The sequence below is a fragment of the Paraburkholderia mimosarum LMG 23256 = NBRC 106338 genome (assembly GCF_000739815.1).
GTDB classification, from domain to species: Bacteria; Pseudomonadota; Gammaproteobacteria; order Burkholderiales; family Burkholderiaceae; genus Paraburkholderia; species Paraburkholderia mimosarum.
Map to the genome: position 1 here is coordinate 32,798 of NZ_BBJJ01000055.1, position 15,221 is coordinate 48,018.

General features: G+C 63.2%; 14 protein-coding genes and 1 tRNA gene. 1 reads left to right on the top strand and 14 read right to left on the bottom strand.

Annotation, left to right across the window (positions count from 1 at the left end):
* Positions 1-3: 3 nt before the first annotated feature.
* The 10 genes from BMI01S_RS27825 to BMI01S_RS27870 form a co-directional block, all read right to left on the bottom strand.
* The gene (locus tag BMI01S_RS27825; RefSeq protein ID WP_028210408.1) at positions 4-609 is read right to left on the bottom strand and encodes an NADH-quinone oxidoreductase subunit C; all 606 of its coding nucleotides are present in this window, start codon (positions 607-609) and stop codon (positions 4-6) included.
* Between the two features lie 21 nt (positions 610-630).
* Positions 631-1,110: a NuoB/complex I 20 kDa subunit family protein gene (locus tag BMI01S_RS27830; RefSeq protein ID WP_027819582.1), complete on the bottom strand. Its 480-nt coding sequence runs from the start codon at positions 1,108-1,110 to the stop codon at positions 631-633.
* Between the two features lie 72 nt (positions 1,111-1,182).
* Entirely contained in the window at positions 1,183-1,542 is a 360-nt protein-coding gene (locus BMI01S_RS27835) for an NADH-quinone oxidoreductase subunit A (RefSeq protein ID WP_028205678.1), read from the bottom strand.
* A gap of 164 nt (positions 1,543-1,706) precedes the next feature.
* Positions 1,707-1,791 (bottom strand) — tRNA-Leu (locus tag BMI01S_RS27840).
* 110 nt (positions 1,792-1,901) lie between these two features.
* Positions 1,902-2,291: a preprotein translocase subunit SecG gene (secG, locus tag BMI01S_RS27845; RefSeq protein WP_028210409.1), complete on the bottom strand. Its 390-nt coding sequence runs from the start codon at positions 2,289-2,291 to the stop codon at positions 1,902-1,904.
* Positions 2,292-2,391: 100 nt separating this feature from the next.
* On the bottom strand, positions 2,392-3,186 hold the full coding sequence (gene tpiA, locus BMI01S_RS27850; protein ID WP_028210410.1) for a triose-phosphate isomerase: 795 nt from the start codon (positions 3,184-3,186) through the stop codon (positions 2,392-2,394).
* 157 nt (positions 3,187-3,343) lie between these two features.
* Entirely contained in the window at positions 3,344-4,357 is a 1,014-nt protein-coding gene (locus tag BMI01S_RS27855) for an NAD(P)H-quinone oxidoreductase (protein WP_028210411.1), read from the bottom strand.
* A 145-nt stretch (positions 4,358-4,502) separates the two neighbouring features.
* Positions 4,503-6,662, bottom strand: coding sequence for a polyribonucleotide nucleotidyltransferase (pnp, locus tag BMI01S_RS27860; protein ID WP_028210412.1), 2,160 nt, complete (start codon positions 6,660-6,662; stop codon positions 4,503-4,505).
* 323 nt (positions 6,663-6,985) lie between these two features.
* A complete protein-coding gene (rpsO, locus tag BMI01S_RS27865) occupies positions 6,986-7,255 on the bottom strand; it encodes a 30S ribosomal protein S15 (RefSeq protein WP_028210413.1) in 270 nt (89 codons plus the stop codon).
* Between the two features lie 179 nt (positions 7,256-7,434).
* Entirely contained in the window at positions 7,435-8,688 is a 1,254-nt protein-coding gene (locus BMI01S_RS27870) for a branched-chain amino acid ABC transporter substrate-binding protein (protein WP_154671359.1), read from the bottom strand.
* Between the two features lie 242 nt (positions 8,689-8,930).
* Here BMI01S_RS27870 and BMI01S_RS27875 point away from each other — a divergent pair, with 242 nt between their 5' ends.
* Positions 8,931-9,482: a hypothetical protein gene (locus BMI01S_RS27875; RefSeq protein WP_161635547.1), complete on the top strand. Its 552-nt coding sequence runs from the start codon at positions 8,931-8,933 to the stop codon at positions 9,480-9,482.
* Between the two features lie 115 nt (positions 9,483-9,597).
* On the opposite strand, the gene BMI01S_RS27880 is transcribed toward BMI01S_RS27875, so the two are convergent.
* The 4 genes from BMI01S_RS27880 to ltrA all read right to left on the bottom strand — a co-directional run bounded on the left by BMI01S_RS27880 (position 9,598) and on the right by ltrA (position 14,897).
* Positions 9,598-11,148, bottom strand: coding sequence for a 2-isopropylmalate synthase (locus BMI01S_RS27880; RefSeq protein ID WP_028232046.1), 1,551 nt, complete (start codon positions 11,146-11,148; stop codon positions 9,598-9,600).
* Between the two features lie 389 nt (positions 11,149-11,537).
* The gene (pssA, locus tag BMI01S_RS27885; RefSeq protein ID WP_028210417.1) at positions 11,538-12,413 is read right to left on the bottom strand and encodes a CDP-diacylglycerol--serine O-phosphatidyltransferase; all 876 of its coding nucleotides are present in this window, start codon (positions 12,411-12,413) and stop codon (positions 11,538-11,540) included.
* Positions 12,414-12,425: 12 nt separating this feature from the next.
* Complete coding sequence (locus tag BMI01S_RS27890; protein ID WP_028205688.1) at positions 12,426-13,079, bottom strand: phosphatidylserine decarboxylase; 654 nt, start codon at positions 13,077-13,079, stop codon at positions 12,426-12,428.
* Positions 13,080-13,196: 117 nt separating this feature from the next.
* Positions 13,197-14,897, bottom strand: a complete 1,701-nt coding sequence (gene ltrA / locus BMI01S_RS27895) for a group II intron reverse transcriptase/maturase (RefSeq protein ID WP_028232045.1) — start codon at positions 14,895-14,897, stop codon at positions 13,197-13,199.
* Between the last annotated feature and the right edge of the window lie 324 nt (positions 14,898-15,221).

The window sequence follows — 15,221 nt, forward strand, 5'->3', positions numbered from 1 at the left end:
CTCTTAGTGTTTCCTCAGACCACCGTAGCGATCCTCGCGGATCACGCGCGGCGTGATCTCGCGCGGCTCGATCGTGACCGGCTGGTAGACCACGCGCTTCTGCTCCGGGTCGTAACGCATTTCGACGTAGCCGGAGACCGGGAAATCCTTGCGGAACGGGTGGCCGATGAAACCGTAGTCGGTCAGGATACGGCGCAGGTCGGGGTGGCCTTCGAAGACGATGCCATAGAGGTCGAACGCCTCGCGCTCGTACCAGTTGGCCGAATTCCAGATCTCGACGAGCGAGGGCACGATGGGCACCTCATCGTCCGGCGCGAACACGCGCAGACGCAGACGCCAGTTGTTCGCGAGGGAGAGCAGGTGCGACACGGCGGCGAAGCGCGGACCTTCCCAGGCGCCATCGCCGAAGGTCTGGTAGTCGACGCCGCACAGGTCGATCAGTTGCTCGAAGCGCAGCGAGGGGTTGTCGCGCAGCTCCCTGGTCACGGCGAGGGAGTCTCCCGCCTTGACGACCAGCGTCAGTTCGCCGAGGGCTTCGGTGAGGCTGACGATGCGCGCGCCAAGGGCCGCTTCGAGGTTCGCTTTCAGGGTCTCGAGTTTGCTTGCCATATTGTGGGGAGGCCGCGGCCTTTATTGACGGGCGATGGTGCTGGTGCGGCGAATCTTCGCCTGCAACTGGATCACCCCGTAGACCAGGGCTTCCGCTGTCGGCGGGCATCCCGGCACATAGACATCGACCGGCACGATGCGATCACAACCGCGCACGACCGAGTACGAATAGTGGTAATAGCCGCCGCCGTTGGCGCACGACCCCATCGAAATGACCCAGCGCGGCTCGGCCATCTGGTCGTAGACCTTGCGCAGGGCGGGCGCCATCTTGTTGCACAGCGTGCCGGCGACGATCATGACGTCCGACTGACGCGGGCTCGGACGGAACACCACGCCGAAACGGTCGAGGTCATAGCGGGCCGCGCCCGCATGCATCATCTCGACCGCACAGCATGCAAGTCCGAACGTCATCGGCCACAGGGAGCCGGTGCGCGTCCAGTTGATCAGTTTGTCGGCCGTGGTGGTGACAAACCCTTCCTTCAAGACCCCTTCGATACTCATGTGCTTTCCACTCCAGACGGACAGCCCGCAGTTTCCCCGCGGTGCCGCCCATGCTATCCGGCGATTAACCCATTATTCCCAGTCGAGACCACCCTTCTTCCAGATGTAGGCAAAGCCCAGCAGGAATTCGAGCAGAAACAGCATCATCGACAGGAAACCGGGCCAGCCGATGTCGCGCAGGGCCACACCCCACGGAAACAGGAATGCCGTTTCGAGATCGAAGATGATGAAAAGGATGGCGACCAGGTAGTAGCGTACGTCGAACTTCATGCGCGCGTCTTCGAACGCTTCGAAGCCGCACTCGTACGGCGAATTTTTTTCGCTGTCTGGCCGGTTGGGACCGAGGACCTTGCCGATTGTCACTAGCGCTATGCCCAGACCGACACCCACGAGGAGGAACAGAAGGACGGGGAAATAGGCAGCGAGGTTCAAGGCTATCCTCTATATCGGTTGGTTCTGAGGTTCCGCTGGAACTTGCGTCGCCCCGCGGGAATCACTTCACGTACTTCGCGCTGCGAACAGAAAACGAACACGACGTAAGAAGCAAAAATGCCAGCCGAAGCTGAAGCAAGCGGCTGGCATTTTTTAGATAACATTGGTGCCGACGGCGAGACTCGAACTCGCACAGCTTTCGCCACTACCCCCTCAAGATAGCGTGTCTACCAATTTCACCACGTCGGCACTACATGCAATCCGGGACAACAATTATTGCAACCCGCGAATCGCTTCAAGACTTAAATTCTAACTTGTTTCCGTTCTTTGTTCAACGCACAAAAACAGGTTTTTCCAAATTATTTCGGAACGTCGTTGCCGGGCTGCGAGGCTGCTGCCACCGGCGAAGCCGCTGCCGGAGCGGACGCGCCAGGTGCGGATGCAACCGGTGCCGAAGCGACGATGGGGGCCGGAGCCGAAGCGCCAAGCACGCCCGCCGAAGGCTTCGCATGATACGACCCCAGGTACGTTAACGCAAGGGTCGAGCAGAAAAACACCGTTGCGAGAACCGCCGTGGTACGCGAGAGAAAATTCGCGGAACCGCTCGCGCCGAACAGGCTGCCCGACGCGCCGCTGCCGAACGCAGCACCCATGTCCGCGCCCTTGCCGTGCTGCAGCAGGACGAGGCCGATCACCCCGAGCGCCGACAGAAGCTGAACGACGATAATCAACGTTTTCAAATACAGCATCACACTCACCTGAGTCCTGGTTGAACGCCCGCCCCTGCTGGAGCAAACGCATTAGCAGCCCGCACGATGCGCCTTGTTACTTGCGCCCGTGCGCGAGCCTTTAGCCCGCGACTCTGGCGCCCGCCGCAGCGGCCGCGCAGATCGCGAGGAAATCACCCTCTTTCAGCGACGCACCACCAATCAGGCCGCCATCGATATCGGCCTGACGGAAGAGCTCCGCCGCATTTTCCGGCTTCACGCTGCCGCCGTAGAGCAGCGGCACGTCCGCCACCTGCGCGCCCTTCGCAGCGAGGCGCGCGCGCAGGAACGCATGCACCTGCTGAGCCTGCTCCGACGTTGCGCTCTTGCCCGTGCCGATCGCCCAGACCGGCTCGTAGGCAACGACGATGCACGCCGCCTCTTCGACCGACAGCGCCGCCAGCACCGCATCGAGCTGTGCGCCGACTACGCGCTCGGTCGCGCCCGATTCACGCTCTTCGAGCGTCTCGCCCACGCAGACGATCGGCGTGAGGCGCACCGCGAGCGCGCGCTGTGCCTTCTGCGCGACGACCTCGGAGCTTTCGCCATGGTAAGCGCGGCGCTCCGAGTGACCAACGATCGCAAAGCCCGCTTCGAAGTCGGCCACCATGCCTGCCGCGACTTCACCCGTATAGGCCCCCTGCTCGTGCGCGGAAACGTCCTGCGCGCCCCACACGACACGACTGCCGCCGAGCAGCGCCTGCGTCTGCGCGAGGTACGGAAACGGCACGCATACGCCAACGCGCACGTCCGCGGGCAGCGCCTGCACGCCGCGCGCGACGGCTTCGAGCAGTGCCGCATTGGCCGCGAGGCGGCCATGCATCTTCCAGTTACCGACTACGAGCTTCGATCGTTGTTTCGTTGGCTGTTTCGTCATTGTTCCGGTTGCTGTTAAAAGCGGACGCAAAACACATAATTTTACTGCGTGAAATCCAGACGGGTCAAACCGCTGCGGTTCGATGCGCGAAAAATACCCGAAAAAAATCGAGACGAATCAAGTAAGAGCCGGGCCGTACGCACGTGCCGGCCCGAAGTCAGCCCGCGGACCAGTCGAGCACGATCTTGCCGATGTGCTCGCTGCTTTCCATCAAGGCATGCGCCTCGGCGGCCTGTCCGGCTGGAAACACGCGGAATATGACGGGCTTGATGCGGCCCTCTTCGATCAAGGGCCAGACCTTCGCCTTCAGCTCCTGCGCGATCTGCGCCTTGAATTCGACGGAACGCGCGCGCAGCGTCGAACCGGTGACCGTGAGCCGGCGACGCAGGATCTCGCCCATGTTGAGTTCGGCTTTGGAGCCGCCGAGCGTCGCGATGAGCACGATGCGGCCGCCCGTAGCAAGCGCGGAAAGTTCACGCGCCACATAGCCGCCCGCCACCATGTCGAGAATCACGTCGACGCCACGGTCGTTCGTGAGCGCCTTGACGACCTCGACGAAATCGCCGGTGCGATAGTTGATGGCGCGATCGGCGCCGAGCGCCTCGCAGGCGCGGCACTTGTCGTCCGAGCCAGCGGTCGCGAACACGCGGAAGCCGAGCGCGTGTGCGATCTGGATCGCCGTCACGCCAATGCCGCTCGAACCGCCCTGCACGAGTAGCGTCTCGTTCTCGCCACCTTCGCCTTTGCCGAGGCAGGCGCGCTGGAACACGTTGCTCCAGACCGTGAAGAAGGTTTCCGGCAGCGACGCCGCCTCCACGTCGGTGAGGCCATTCGGCACGGGCAGGCATTGCCCGAGCGGCGCGATCGCGTATTCGGCGTAGCCGCCACCCGCAATCAACGCGCACACGCGATCACCGATTTTCAACCCGAACGGATTGCTTTTCTCGTCGATCGTTCCGCCCACGATCTCACCCGCCACTTCGAGTCCTGGCAGGTCGGAAATGCCCGGCGGCGGCGCATAAGAACCTTTGCGCTGGAACACGTCGGGACGGTTCACGCCCGAGGCGCTCACCTTGATCAGCACTTCGCCGGCCTTCGGCTCGGGGGTCGGCCGTTCGGCCAGCTTGAGCACGTCCGGCGCACCGAATTCGGTAATCTCGACTGCCTTCATCTCGCATCTCCGCAGGGCCGCGCCCCGATCTGGATGGCGTTGCGCACGCGACGACATTGACGCTTGCGCATTGCCACTCGCACTCATTGTCATAAAAAAACGGCCGGAGCGTTTTGCACGCTACCGGCCGTTGGAGCTTACCGCGTTACTGCTGCGGTTCGCCCTGCGGTGCGCCGCCCGCATTGCCGCCATTCGCCTGCTCATTGAGCAGCGCCTTGGCGGACAAACGCACGCGACCCTTCTCGTCCGTCTGGATGACCTTGACCTTCACGACCTGGCCTTCCTTGAGATAGTCGTTGATGTCCTTGATGCGCTCGTTGGCGATCTCGGAGATGTGCAGCAGACCATCCTTGCCCGGCAGCAGATTCACGATCGCGCCGAAGTCCAGCAGTTTGAGCACTGCGCCTTCGTACACCTGGCCCACTTCGATTTCGGCCGTGATGTTCTCGATGCGCTTCTTCGCTTCGGCCATACCTTCGCTCGACGTGCTCGCGATGGTCACCACGCCGTCGTCGGAGATGTCGATGGTCGTGCCCGTTTCTTCGGTCAGCGCGCGGATCACCGAACCGCCCTTGCCGATCACGTCGCGGATCTTTTCCGGATTGATCTTGATGGTGATCATGCGCGGAGCGTATGCCGACAGCTCGGTGTTCACGCCCGACACGGCCGAGGTCATCTTGCCGAGGATGTGCATGCGGCCTTCCTTCGCCTGCGCGAGGGCGACCTGCATGATTTCCTTCGTGATGCCCTGGATCTTGATGTCCATCTGCAGCGCGGTCACGCCAGCTTCCGTACCCGCCACCTTGAAGTCCATGTCGCCGAGGTGATCTTCGTCGCCGAGAATGTCGGTCAGGACCGCGAACTTGTTGCCTTCGAGGATCAGGCCCATCGCAATACCGGCGACGTGCGCCTTCATCGGCACGCCGGCGTCCATCAGCGCGAGGCAGCCGCCGCACACCGAAGCCATCGACGACGAACCGTTCGACTCGGTGATTTCCGAAACCACACGGATCGAGTAGCCGAACTCCTCGGCGCTCGGCAGGCACGCGACCAGCGCGCGCTTGGCGAGACGGCCGTGGCCGATTTCACGGCGCTTGGGCGAACCCACGCGGCCCGTTTCGCCGGTCGCGAACGGGGGCATGTTGTAGTGGAGCATGAAGCGGTCGCGGTACTCGCCTTCGAGCGCGTCGATGATCTGCTCGTCGCCCTTGGTGCCGAGCGTCGCGATGACCAGCGCCTGCGTTTCGCCACGCGTGAAGAGCGCCGAACCGTGCGTACGCGGCAGCACGCCGGTACGGATCTCGATCGGGCGCACGGTGCGCGTATCGCGGCCGTCGATGCGCGGCTCGCCGTTCAGGATCTGCGAACGGACGATCTTCGCTTCGAGGTCGAAGACGATGTTGCCGACCGTGGCCTTGTCGGCCGCCGTCGTGCCAGCCGCAGCCGCTTCTTCTTCGAGCCTGGCCGACGTCGCTGCGTAGACTTCCTTCAGCTTGGTCGAGCGCTGCTGCTTGTCGCGCAGCTGGTAGGCGGCGAGCAGGTCGTTGTAGGCGATGTCGGTGACGCGGGCGATGAGCGCCTCGTCCGTCGGCGCCGGCTGCCAGTCCCACTCGGGCTTGCCGCCTTCACGCACGAGTTCGTGAATCGCGTCGATGGCCGTTTGCATCTGCTCGTGGCCGAATACCACGGCGCCGAGCATCACGTCTTCCGGCAGCTGGTCGGCTTCCGATTCCACCATCAGCACTGCGCGCTCGGTACCGGCCACGACGAGGTCGAGGCGCGAATCCTTGATCTGCGCGCGCGTCGGGTTGAGCACGTACTCGTTGTTGATGTAGGCGACGCGTGCCGCGCCCACCGGACCATTGAACGGCAGACCCGAAATCGCCAGCGCAGCCGACGCGCCGATCAGCGCGGGGATGTCAGCCGGAACTTCCGGATTGATCGACAGGACGTGGATCACGACCTGGACTTCGTTGTAGAAGCCTTCCGGGAAAAGCGGGCGCAGCGGACGGTCGATCAGGCGCGAGATCAGCGTCTCGCCTTCCGACGGGCGGCCTTCGCGGCGGAAGAAGCCGCCCGGGATCTTGCCGGCCGAATAGGTCTTTTCGATGTAGTCGACGGTGAGCGGGAAGAAGTCCTGACCCGGCTTGGCGGTCTTGGCGCCGACGACGGTCGCGAGCACGACGGTGTCTTCGACGTCGACGATGACGGCACCGCCGGCCTGACGGGCGATTTCACCCGTTTCGAGGCGCACGTTGTGCTGGCCCCATTTGAATTCCTTCACGACTTTGTTGAACATGGTCATGGTCACTCACTCCTTACTCATTTGTTATGCATTGCCCGCACACGCGGGTGATGCGGCAAGACAGGCTCCGGCACCGCGCAGGAAGAGGAGTGTTATGCCATTCCAGCGGATCGCGACCTTGCGACACAGGCGCACACGATCTGCTGGAATGACACAAAGCTCTGCCCCGAGGCCCGGCCCTGCTGCTCGTACTGCTGGTGCTACGTGGTATTGCTTTCGAGCCGGCAGGCATCGAATCAAACCTGCATGAAGCGCGCCGTTCAAAAACAAAATGCCTGCATCAGCGGAAACTGACACAGGCATCTTTGTGGAAGACCTTCCGGTTACTTGCGCAGACCCAGCTTCTCGATCAGCGCGCGGTAACGATCAGCGTCCTTGCCCTTCAGGTAGTCGAGCAGCTTGCGGCGGCGGCTCACCATGCGCAGCAGACCGCGGCGGCTGTGGTGATCCTTGGCGTGCGACTTGAAGTGCGCGGTCAGTTCGTTGATACGCGACGTCAGGAGCGCAACCTGAACTTCGGGCGAACCCGTGTCATTGGTGCCGCGCGCGAATTGCGCGACGACGTCGGACTTCTTGATATCTGCTACGGACATTTTGCTTTTCCTTTAAAACAAACGAGCGGTCACGGAAGAAAGGCCGTGCCGTGGCTTGGTTCTTACTACTCTGCTTTTGCTTCTTTACTACCCAACTACCTTGCCGCGGATTCGCAACAAGGGGCGCAGTATAGCACAGCCCCGATTCGCCGCGCACCCGCTTGCAACAAGGCACGCAGTCAGGGCCGCTTCATCTGGCAGGTGGTGGCCGGTACGGTGCGTTCAGCGGGGACCGCCAGCACCGTGCGAAAACCGTATCCCGAGCCTTCATTGTCGTACCGCACGCCCGGCGTGCCCTGCCTGTCCATCTGCATGACGTAAAGGGGCTGGATGGCCTGGTGGTCGTCGGCGCGCATCCACATCGGGTGGAAGCGGGCTTCGTCCCCCGTGAAGCGCAGGCCCTCCAGCGCTTTCGCGACCGTCTCGGGGTCGGCCGTGCCGGCCTTCGTCATGGCCTGGGCGAGCATCTCGACCATCATCGACATGCGCAACACCGGATAGTCCGCCTGGGCCTCCGGGTAACGCGAACGGAACGCCTTGTACCACGCATCGGAGGCCGCGCCGCCCGCGTTCGGGTGCCAGTCTGCCACGGCAATCACGCGCTTCACGCCCGCGTCGCCCAGCGCTGCGGGCGCGCCGAGGCTATTGCCATAGAACGTGTAGAACTTCGTTTCGAGCCCCTGCTCGCGCGCGGCCTTCACGAGCAGCGTAAGGTCGTTGCCCCAGTTGCCCGTGATGACGGCGTCGGCACCCGTCGCCCGGATCTTGGCGACGTACGGCGCGAAGTCCTTCACGCGGCCGATAGGGTGGAATTCGTCGCCAACGATGGCGGCGTCCGGACGCCGCTTCGCCAGCGCTTCGCGCGCGAGCGTGCTCACGACGTGCCCGAAGCTGTAGTCCTGATTGAGCAGATACACCTTCGTAACCGTCTTGTCCGCGGCGATGACGTCGGCGAGCGCGTCCATGCGCATGCCCGCGTGCGCGTCGAAGCGGAAGTGCCAGAAGCTGCAGTTCGCGTTGGTGAGCGCCGGGTCGTCCGCGGAATAGTTGAGGAAGACCTGGCGGTTGTCGGGCGCGCGTTCGTTCTGGCGATCGATCGCCGTCACGAGCGCCGCCGCCACCGCCGAGCTGTTGCCCTGCATGACATAGCCGATATGGCGATCTTGCGCCGCGCGCAGCTGCATGAGCGCCGCCTCCGGGCTGCCCTTGCTGTCGAGCGTGACCAGCTCGAGCGGATGCCGCCCGTCACGCAGCGCGACGCCGCCTCCCGCATTCACGCGCTCCACGCCGAAGCGCAGGTTGCGCTCGACCGCCGCGCCCGCATCGGCGAACGGGCCGGACATGCCTTCGATCAGCGCAAGCTGGACCGGCTTGCCCGCCGGGGCCTCCTGGGCCTGCACGCCAGTTGCGGCCGCAAGCCCGGCCGCCATCATGAATACGACTGCCGCCGCACGCCTTCTTCCTGCCTTCATGCGTTCTTTCCTCAATGCCGACTTTTCCGTTGCCCGCCGGTTTGTCAATCGAAGCGCGGATCATAGGCCGCGAGACGGGGCGACGGCAAGGCCGCCCTCCCGCACGGGACCGCGCAGCCCAGGTCCGCGAGCATCGCGTGGCGTGTCAAAATAAGGGATCCAGATTCACGGCGGTCAATGCAATCTTGCCAACGGGGGACATCATGTTCACGCGCTTCTCAACCTCGCTTGCAACACGCGTGCGGATCGCCGCGCGCCGTGCGCGTCTCGGCCTCTTCGCGGGCGTGGGCGCACTCGCGCTCGCGGGCTGTGCGCAGCCGTGGCAGCAATTCCACGCGGGCGACGACGCCCAGGCCGTGGTCGCCCGCTTCGGACCGCCCGCCGAAATCTACGACTTGCCCGATGGCGGCAAGCGCCTGATGTGGCCGACGCAGCCGATGGGCGAAACCACGACGGCCGCCGACATCGACGCCAGCGGCAAGGTGGTGAACTTGCGTCAGGTCCTGCAGCCCAACGAGTTCTATCGCGCCGAAATCGGCAAATGGACGCGCACCGACGTGCTCGTGAACTTCGGCCGCCCGGTCGAGACCGCCTACTTCCCGCTGATGAAGAAGGAAGCCTGGACCTACCGTTACCTCGAAGACAACGTCTGGTACATGCTCTACAGCTTCTACTTCGACGAGCAGGGCATCCTGCGGCTCACGCAGAAGACGCCGGATCCGCTGCACGACCCGGACCGACGCAGCCTTTTCTGAGCGTTCCGATCCCCGCGCAGCAAAACAAAACCCCCGAGCGCTTGCGAGCCCGGGGGTTTTTCGATCGCCGCATTCGCGCGACAGGGCAAAGCGGGGCCATACGCCCCGCCACTGCTTACGCGCGCTGCGGATTGAGCTTGTCGCTATCCGACGAGTAGAGCTTGTTGAGCGCCGAGATATACGCCTTCGCGGAGGCCGCGACGATATCGGGATCGGTGCCCACACCGTTCACGATGCGGCCCGCCTTCGACAGACGCACCGTCACTTCGCCCTGCGCCTGGGTGCCCGTCGTGATCGCGTTCACCGAGTAGAGCAGCAGTTCCGAGCCGCTGCCCACTTCCGTTTCGATCGCGTTGAGCGTGGCGTCCACGGGGCCGTTGCCGGCCGCTTCGCCCGTCACTTCCTTGCCGTCGGCCGAGAACACGATGCGCGCGTGCGGACGCTCGCCGGTTTCCGAGTGCTGCGCGAGCGAGATGAACTTGTAGTGCTCCTTCTCCTGCGCCTCCGCCGACTCTTCAGTGACGATCGCGATGATGTCTTCGTCGAAGATTTCGGCCTTGCGGTCGGCCAGTTCCTTGAAGCGCGCGAACGCGTTGTTCAGTTCGGCTTCGCTGTCGAGCGCGATGCCCAGTTCCTGCAGGCGCTGCTTGAACGCGTTGCGGCCCGAGAGCTTGCCGAGCACGATCTTGTTCGCGCTCCAGCCCACGTCTTCGGCGCGCATGATCTCGTAGGTGTCGCGCGCCTTGAGCACGCCGTCCTGATGGATGCCCGAGGCATGTGCGAACGCGTTCGCGCCCACCACGGCCTTGTTCGGCTGCACGACGAAACCGGTGATCTGCGAAACGAGCTTCGATGCCGGCACGATTTGCGTGGTGTCGAGGCCGATCTCGAGGCCGAAGTAGTCCTTGCGCGTCTTCACGGCCATGACGATTTCTTCGAGCGACGTGTTGCCCGCGCGCTCGCCGAGACCGTTGATCGTGCACTCCACCTGACGCGCGCCGCCGATCTTCACGCCGGCCAGCGAGTTCGCCACGGCCATGCCGAGGTCGTTGTGGCAGTGCACCGAGAACACGGCCTTGTCCGAGTTCGGAATGCGCTCGCGCAGCGTCTTCACGAGGTTGCCGTAGAGCTCGGGAACGCCGTAGCCGACCGTATCGGCGATGTTGATCGTCGTCGCGCCTTCGTTGATGACGGCTTCGAGCACGCGGCACAGGAAATCCATGTCCGAGCGGCTGCCGTCTTCGGGCGAGAACTCCACGTCGTTCGTGAACTTGCGCGCAAAGCGCACGGCCAGCTTCGCCTGCTCGAGCACCTGCTCGGGCGACATGCGCAGCTTCTTCTCCATGTGCAGCGGCGAAGTGGCGATGAACGTGTGAATGCGGAAGTGGTCGGCGGGCTTGAGCGCGTCGGCGGCGCGCTGGATGTCCTTGTCGTTCGCGCGGGCGAGCGAGCAGATCGTGCTGTCCTTGATCAGGCCGGCGATCGTATGGATCGCGTCGAAGTCGCCGTTCGAGCTGGCCGCGAAGCCGGCCTCGATGACGTCCACTTTCATGCGCTCGAGCTGCTTCGCAATGCGGATCTTCTCTTCCTTCGTCATCGACGCGCCGGGCGACTGTTCGCCGTCACGCAACGTCGTATCGAAAATGATGAGCTTGTCTGCTGCCATTTCGGGTCTCCAGGGGGACTTGTTCAGTGTCAAAACCGCATTTTGGGTGTTCGCGCCACCGATGGCGACGCTGACAATGAACGAGGCTTACGGAGGGCGAGCGAGATCAGCGCGGCAGGCGCGCTAGCGCTAGCGTGCTTAGGGGCGCGCCGGCTTGAAGGGAAAAGAGGGGGAACTGGATGGTATCCATGGCGCCGACTATAGCCGGAATCGGCCGATAGTGCAATGGGAGGCGACCGGCGTGGGCAACCGGCGCGGGCAACCAGCGTGGGCGACCAGCGTGGGCAGTCAGCACGGGAGAGCTGTAGGCGCAAACAGCGGGCGGCGTCAAAAAAAAAGGGCCGCACTCACGCACAGCCCTTCTTGCAGGATTGCGTCACACGCGCACGCTACCGCTCTCGCGGCGACGAACGCGCCGGGTTCCCGCGCCCGCGCACGGCCTGGTACGCCCAGAACACATAGCCCGAAAGCCCATACAGCACGAACAGACCGAACAGCATCAGCGGCGGATCCGACGAAACGAGCACGAACGCCACGACCACGAGCAGCGTCGCCGCGAAGGGCACACGGTGGCGCACGTCGAGCGCTTTGCCGCTGTAGAACGGCGCGTTGGACACCATCGTCACGCCTGCATAGATCGTCAGCACGAAGGCGACCCACGGCAGCCAGGACAGCTTGAGGGGCACGCGGTTGTCGGTGGCGAGCCACACGAAGCCGGCGATCAGCGCCGCCGCAGCCGGGCTCGGCAGCCCCTGGAAGAATCGCTTGTCCACCACGCCGATGTTCGTGTTGAAGCGCGCGAGACGCAGCGCCGCTCCCGAACAGTAGACGAAAGCCGCGAGCCAGCCCCAGCGCCCGAGATCCTTGAGCACCCATTCGTACATCACGAGCGCGGGCGCCACGCCGAACGACACCATGTCCGAGAGGCTGTCGAACTGCTCGCCGAAGGCGCTCTGCGAGTGCGTCATGCGCGCCACGCGCCCGTCCATCCCGTCGAGCACCATCGCCACGAAAATGGCGATGGCCGCCACTTCGAAACGCACGTTCATCGCCTGCACGACTGCGAAGAAGCCGCAGAAGAGCGCGGCCGTGGTGAACGCGTTGGGCAGCAAATAGATGCCGCGCTTTTTCAGGAACTCCTGGCGCGCCGCGCGCCGGTTCGCGGCGACACCCATCGGCTCCTGCACCGACTTGTTGCGCCGGAACGGCCGCGGCAACGGCCCGCCGGCCGGGTTGCGGGGTCGACGCTGTTTGAATCCGGCCATCGCAACCCTCCTTTACGCCGATTGCGTCGGCAGTTCGGCGAGGATCGTCGACGAGGCGGACACCTTCTCGCCGATCGACACGCGCGGGCGGCTGCCCACGGGCAGGTAGACGTCGACGCGCGAGCCGAAGCGGATGAAACCATAGCGCTGGCCGCGCGAGAGCGGCTCGCCCGCACGTACGTAGCAGAGAATGCGGCGCGCGATGAGGCCGGCGATCTGCACGGAGGTGACGGTCGTGCCGTCGGCCATCGTCAGCACGACGGCGTTGCGCTCGTTTTCGGTCGAGGCCTTGTCGATGGCGGCGTTCAGGTACGCGCCCGGGAAGTACTCGACCTTGGCGACGGCGCCATCGACAGGCGAACGTTGCGAGTGCACGTTGAAGACGTTCATGAATACGCTGATCTTGAGCGCTTCACGGTTTGCGTACGGGTCGTGCGCGGTTTCCACGGCGACGATGCGGCCGTCTGCCGGGCACAGCACGGCGTTGGCCTGGCTGGGGATGGGGCGCGGCGGATCGCGGAAGAACTGAACGACGAAGATGAGGATGAGCCAGAAAGGCCATGCGAGTCCGAAGCCTGCGACCGCATGGATCAAGAGCGCCACGACGGCCGCAATGGCGATGAACGGCCAGCCTTCGCGCGCGATGATCGGATGGGGGTAATTCATGGTGGCTTCGCTGTTATTTGGAGGGTAGCCCCCCTTCCTCGCGGAAGGAGAGCCCCCTAAGAACCGTACGTGCGAGTTTCCCCGCATACGGCTCCAATCTACGATCAAAGCCCAGTCTTATGACCGGGCCGGCTTAGTCAGCGCGATTTTACCTACATGCACCTGCCGGTGGCAGTCGGGATGTAGTAGCACTCGGTTGAACAGAGCGTCAGAACCTCCATGCACCCGGTACTCCAAGTGATGGTTGTGCCAGCCCGTCTCCTGAGTCAAAGCGCCGCCGCAGTGCGCACATAGACCGCCCTGCGACATGTACAGCGATGCCCATTGCTTCCGGTGTCGCATTGATCCTTCCATGCGCGCCTGACGCAACTGCTCGCCATACTGCTCCCACTCAGGATCAAAGGGATTGAAGTCGCCTTTGATCTTCCTGTGCCGCCTGATTGCCGTATCGCGAAGCTGATACAACTCATTCAGGCCTTTACTCCCATCGTCTCTAACTACGGGAACAGCAAAGATCCAAGTGCGGTCACCGTCCGAGTGAAAGTACTTCTTCCTCACCCAGCCAGCGCCCTTATTCGGATGTCGCCGTTTCGACCACCACCAGAGTCTCCGAAAGATCAGAGACTCCATGCGGCAGTACGCCTGCTTGGCCACCACGGGGCTGTGATACTGCGCCCAGCCTCGGAGCATCGGGTTCAGCAAGTGGATCAGGTCCCCCTGCCGTACCGTCTTGTTACCGCTGATCGTCTCCGATACCTTGCGATAGAACGCTTGCGCGTTCTTCTTGCTCGGTTTGATGAGTAGCTTTCCCGAGTACTTCCGAAAATTCCACCCAAGGAAGTCGAAGCCGTCGTCAATATGCGCAATGCGCGTTTTCTCCTCGGATAGTCGCAAACCTCTTACCGCGAGGAATGCTTCCACCCAAGGTCGGACTTCTTGCTCCAGCACCTCTCTCGAGTCGCCGGTAATCACGAAGTCATCCGCGTACCGCACTACATTTACCTTCAGCTTCTTCGCCTTCGCGATCCCGAATTTCGCAACGAGTTGCCCAATCAGTTCTCGCTCCAGCCCGTTCAGCGTCACGTTAGCCAGCGTCGGGGAGATGATCCCTCCCTGTGGCGTACCGGCCTCAGTCGCCTGTAGCTGCCCCTTGTAAATCAGGCCAGCCTTCAGCCATTTCCGGAGGATCTCCTTGTCCATAGGGACATGGGTCACCAGCCAGTCATGACTGATGTAGTCAAAGCAGCCCTTGATGTCCGCCTCCAGTACCCATCGGGCAGAGCCCTTCTGAGACATGGCGACGAAAATCTGCGACATGGCATCGGCCGTCGAGCGGTTTAGCCTGAACCCATACGAGTTCGGGTCGCTCGTCGATTCCGACACTGGCTCCAAAGCCAGCAGATACAAGGCTTGCATCGCCCTGTCCCGCATGGTTGGAATGCCCAGAGGGCGTTCTTTCCCATTGGCCTTGGGGATAAAGACTCTCCGTAATGGCAGAGGCTTGTACCCGCGCCGCTTCAACCTGCCGACAGCTGCCCATCGGCTCTCAGGCGAATCCCATAGCTCGCGATCGACTCCAGCCGTTCGCGCACCTTGGTTCTGCGTAACACGTCGTACCGCGTACAGCTTTGCGGACAACGTGCGGGTCAGCATCCGTTGCAGGGCTTTCACCCTGCGCCAGTCACCTTCCCGCGTCGCCTTCGCAATTCGAATCTGCATCCCTCTCACGTTCCGTTCAACTTGCCGCCAATCTACGGCGTGCCAGTTGTCCGGCGCGTGTGAAAGCGCAGACCCATCCTTTCGGACAGATACTCTCATGCTGCTCTCCCGCTTGAAGAAGTGAATCCCGCGCGAGGAGCAACACGTCCCTTGCGGGAGCGTTTTGCTCCCGCGAAGGGGTAAGAACAACACTGACGACTAAGAAGCCGCCAGCAATCACTATTTCCGCTAGAGGGTAGTCAGCCGTCTTGCGACGGTAGACCAGACGGAAGTCTGCCCGCTTTCGCGTGGGGTGATGTCTCAACCCCTATCCGAATCATTAAAACCCGGCTTTCGCTTTCTCCGTCGTCCCATACCTGCACAATCAACAGCGTTCCTCACGGTTCGCCTGCCAGTCATAATGCACTGGCGACCATACAGGCT

Excerpts from the sequence above, each read along its gene's own strand:
- BMI01S_RS27825 (WP_028210408.1), bottom strand. The coding sequence starts at position 609 with ATGGCAAGCAAACTCGAGACCCTGAAAGCGAACCTCGAAGCGGCCCTT.
- BMI01S_RS27830 (WP_027819582.1), bottom strand. The coding sequence starts at position 1,110 with ATGAGTATCGAAGGGGTCTTGAAGGAAGGGTTTGTCACCACCACGGCC.
- secG (WP_028210409.1), bottom strand. The coding sequence starts at position 2,291 with ATGCTGTATTTGAAAACGTTGATTATCGTCGTTCAGCTTCTGTCGGCG.
- tpiA (WP_028210410.1), bottom strand. The coding sequence starts at position 3,186 with ATGACGAAACAGCCAACGAAACAACGATCGAAGCTCGTAGTCGGTAAC.
- BMI01S_RS27855 (WP_028210411.1), bottom strand. The coding sequence starts at position 4,357 with ATGAAGGCAGTCGAGATTACCGAATTCGGTGCGCCGGACGTGCTCAAG.
- pnp (WP_028210412.1), bottom strand. The coding sequence starts at position 6,662 with ATGACCATGTTCAACAAAGTCGTGAAGGAATTCAAATGGGGCCAGCAC.
- rpsO (WP_028210413.1), bottom strand. The coding sequence starts at position 7,255 with ATGTCCGTAGCAGATATCAAGAAGTCCGACGTCGTCGCGCAATTCGCG.
- BMI01S_RS27870 (WP_154671359.1), bottom strand. The coding sequence starts at position 8,688 with ATGATGGCGGCCGGGCTTGCGGCCGCAACTGGCGTGCAGGCCCAGGAG.
- BMI01S_RS27875 (WP_161635547.1), top strand. The coding sequence starts at position 8,931 with ATGTTCACGCGCTTCTCAACCTCGCTTGCAACACGCGTGCGGATCGCC.
- BMI01S_RS27880 (WP_028232046.1), bottom strand. The coding sequence starts at position 11,148 with ATGGCAGCAGACAAGCTCATCATTTTCGATACGACGTTGCGTGACGGC.
- pssA (WP_028210417.1), bottom strand. The coding sequence starts at position 12,413 with ATGGCCGGATTCAAACAGCGTCGACCCCGCAACCCGGCCGGCGGGCCG.
- BMI01S_RS27890 (WP_028205688.1), bottom strand. The coding sequence starts at position 13,079 with ATGAATTACCCCCATCCGATCATCGCGCGCGAAGGCTGGCCGTTCATC.
- ltrA (WP_028232045.1), bottom strand. The coding sequence starts at position 14,897 with ATGAGAGTATCTGTCCGAAAGGATGGGTCTGCGCTTTCACACGCGCCG.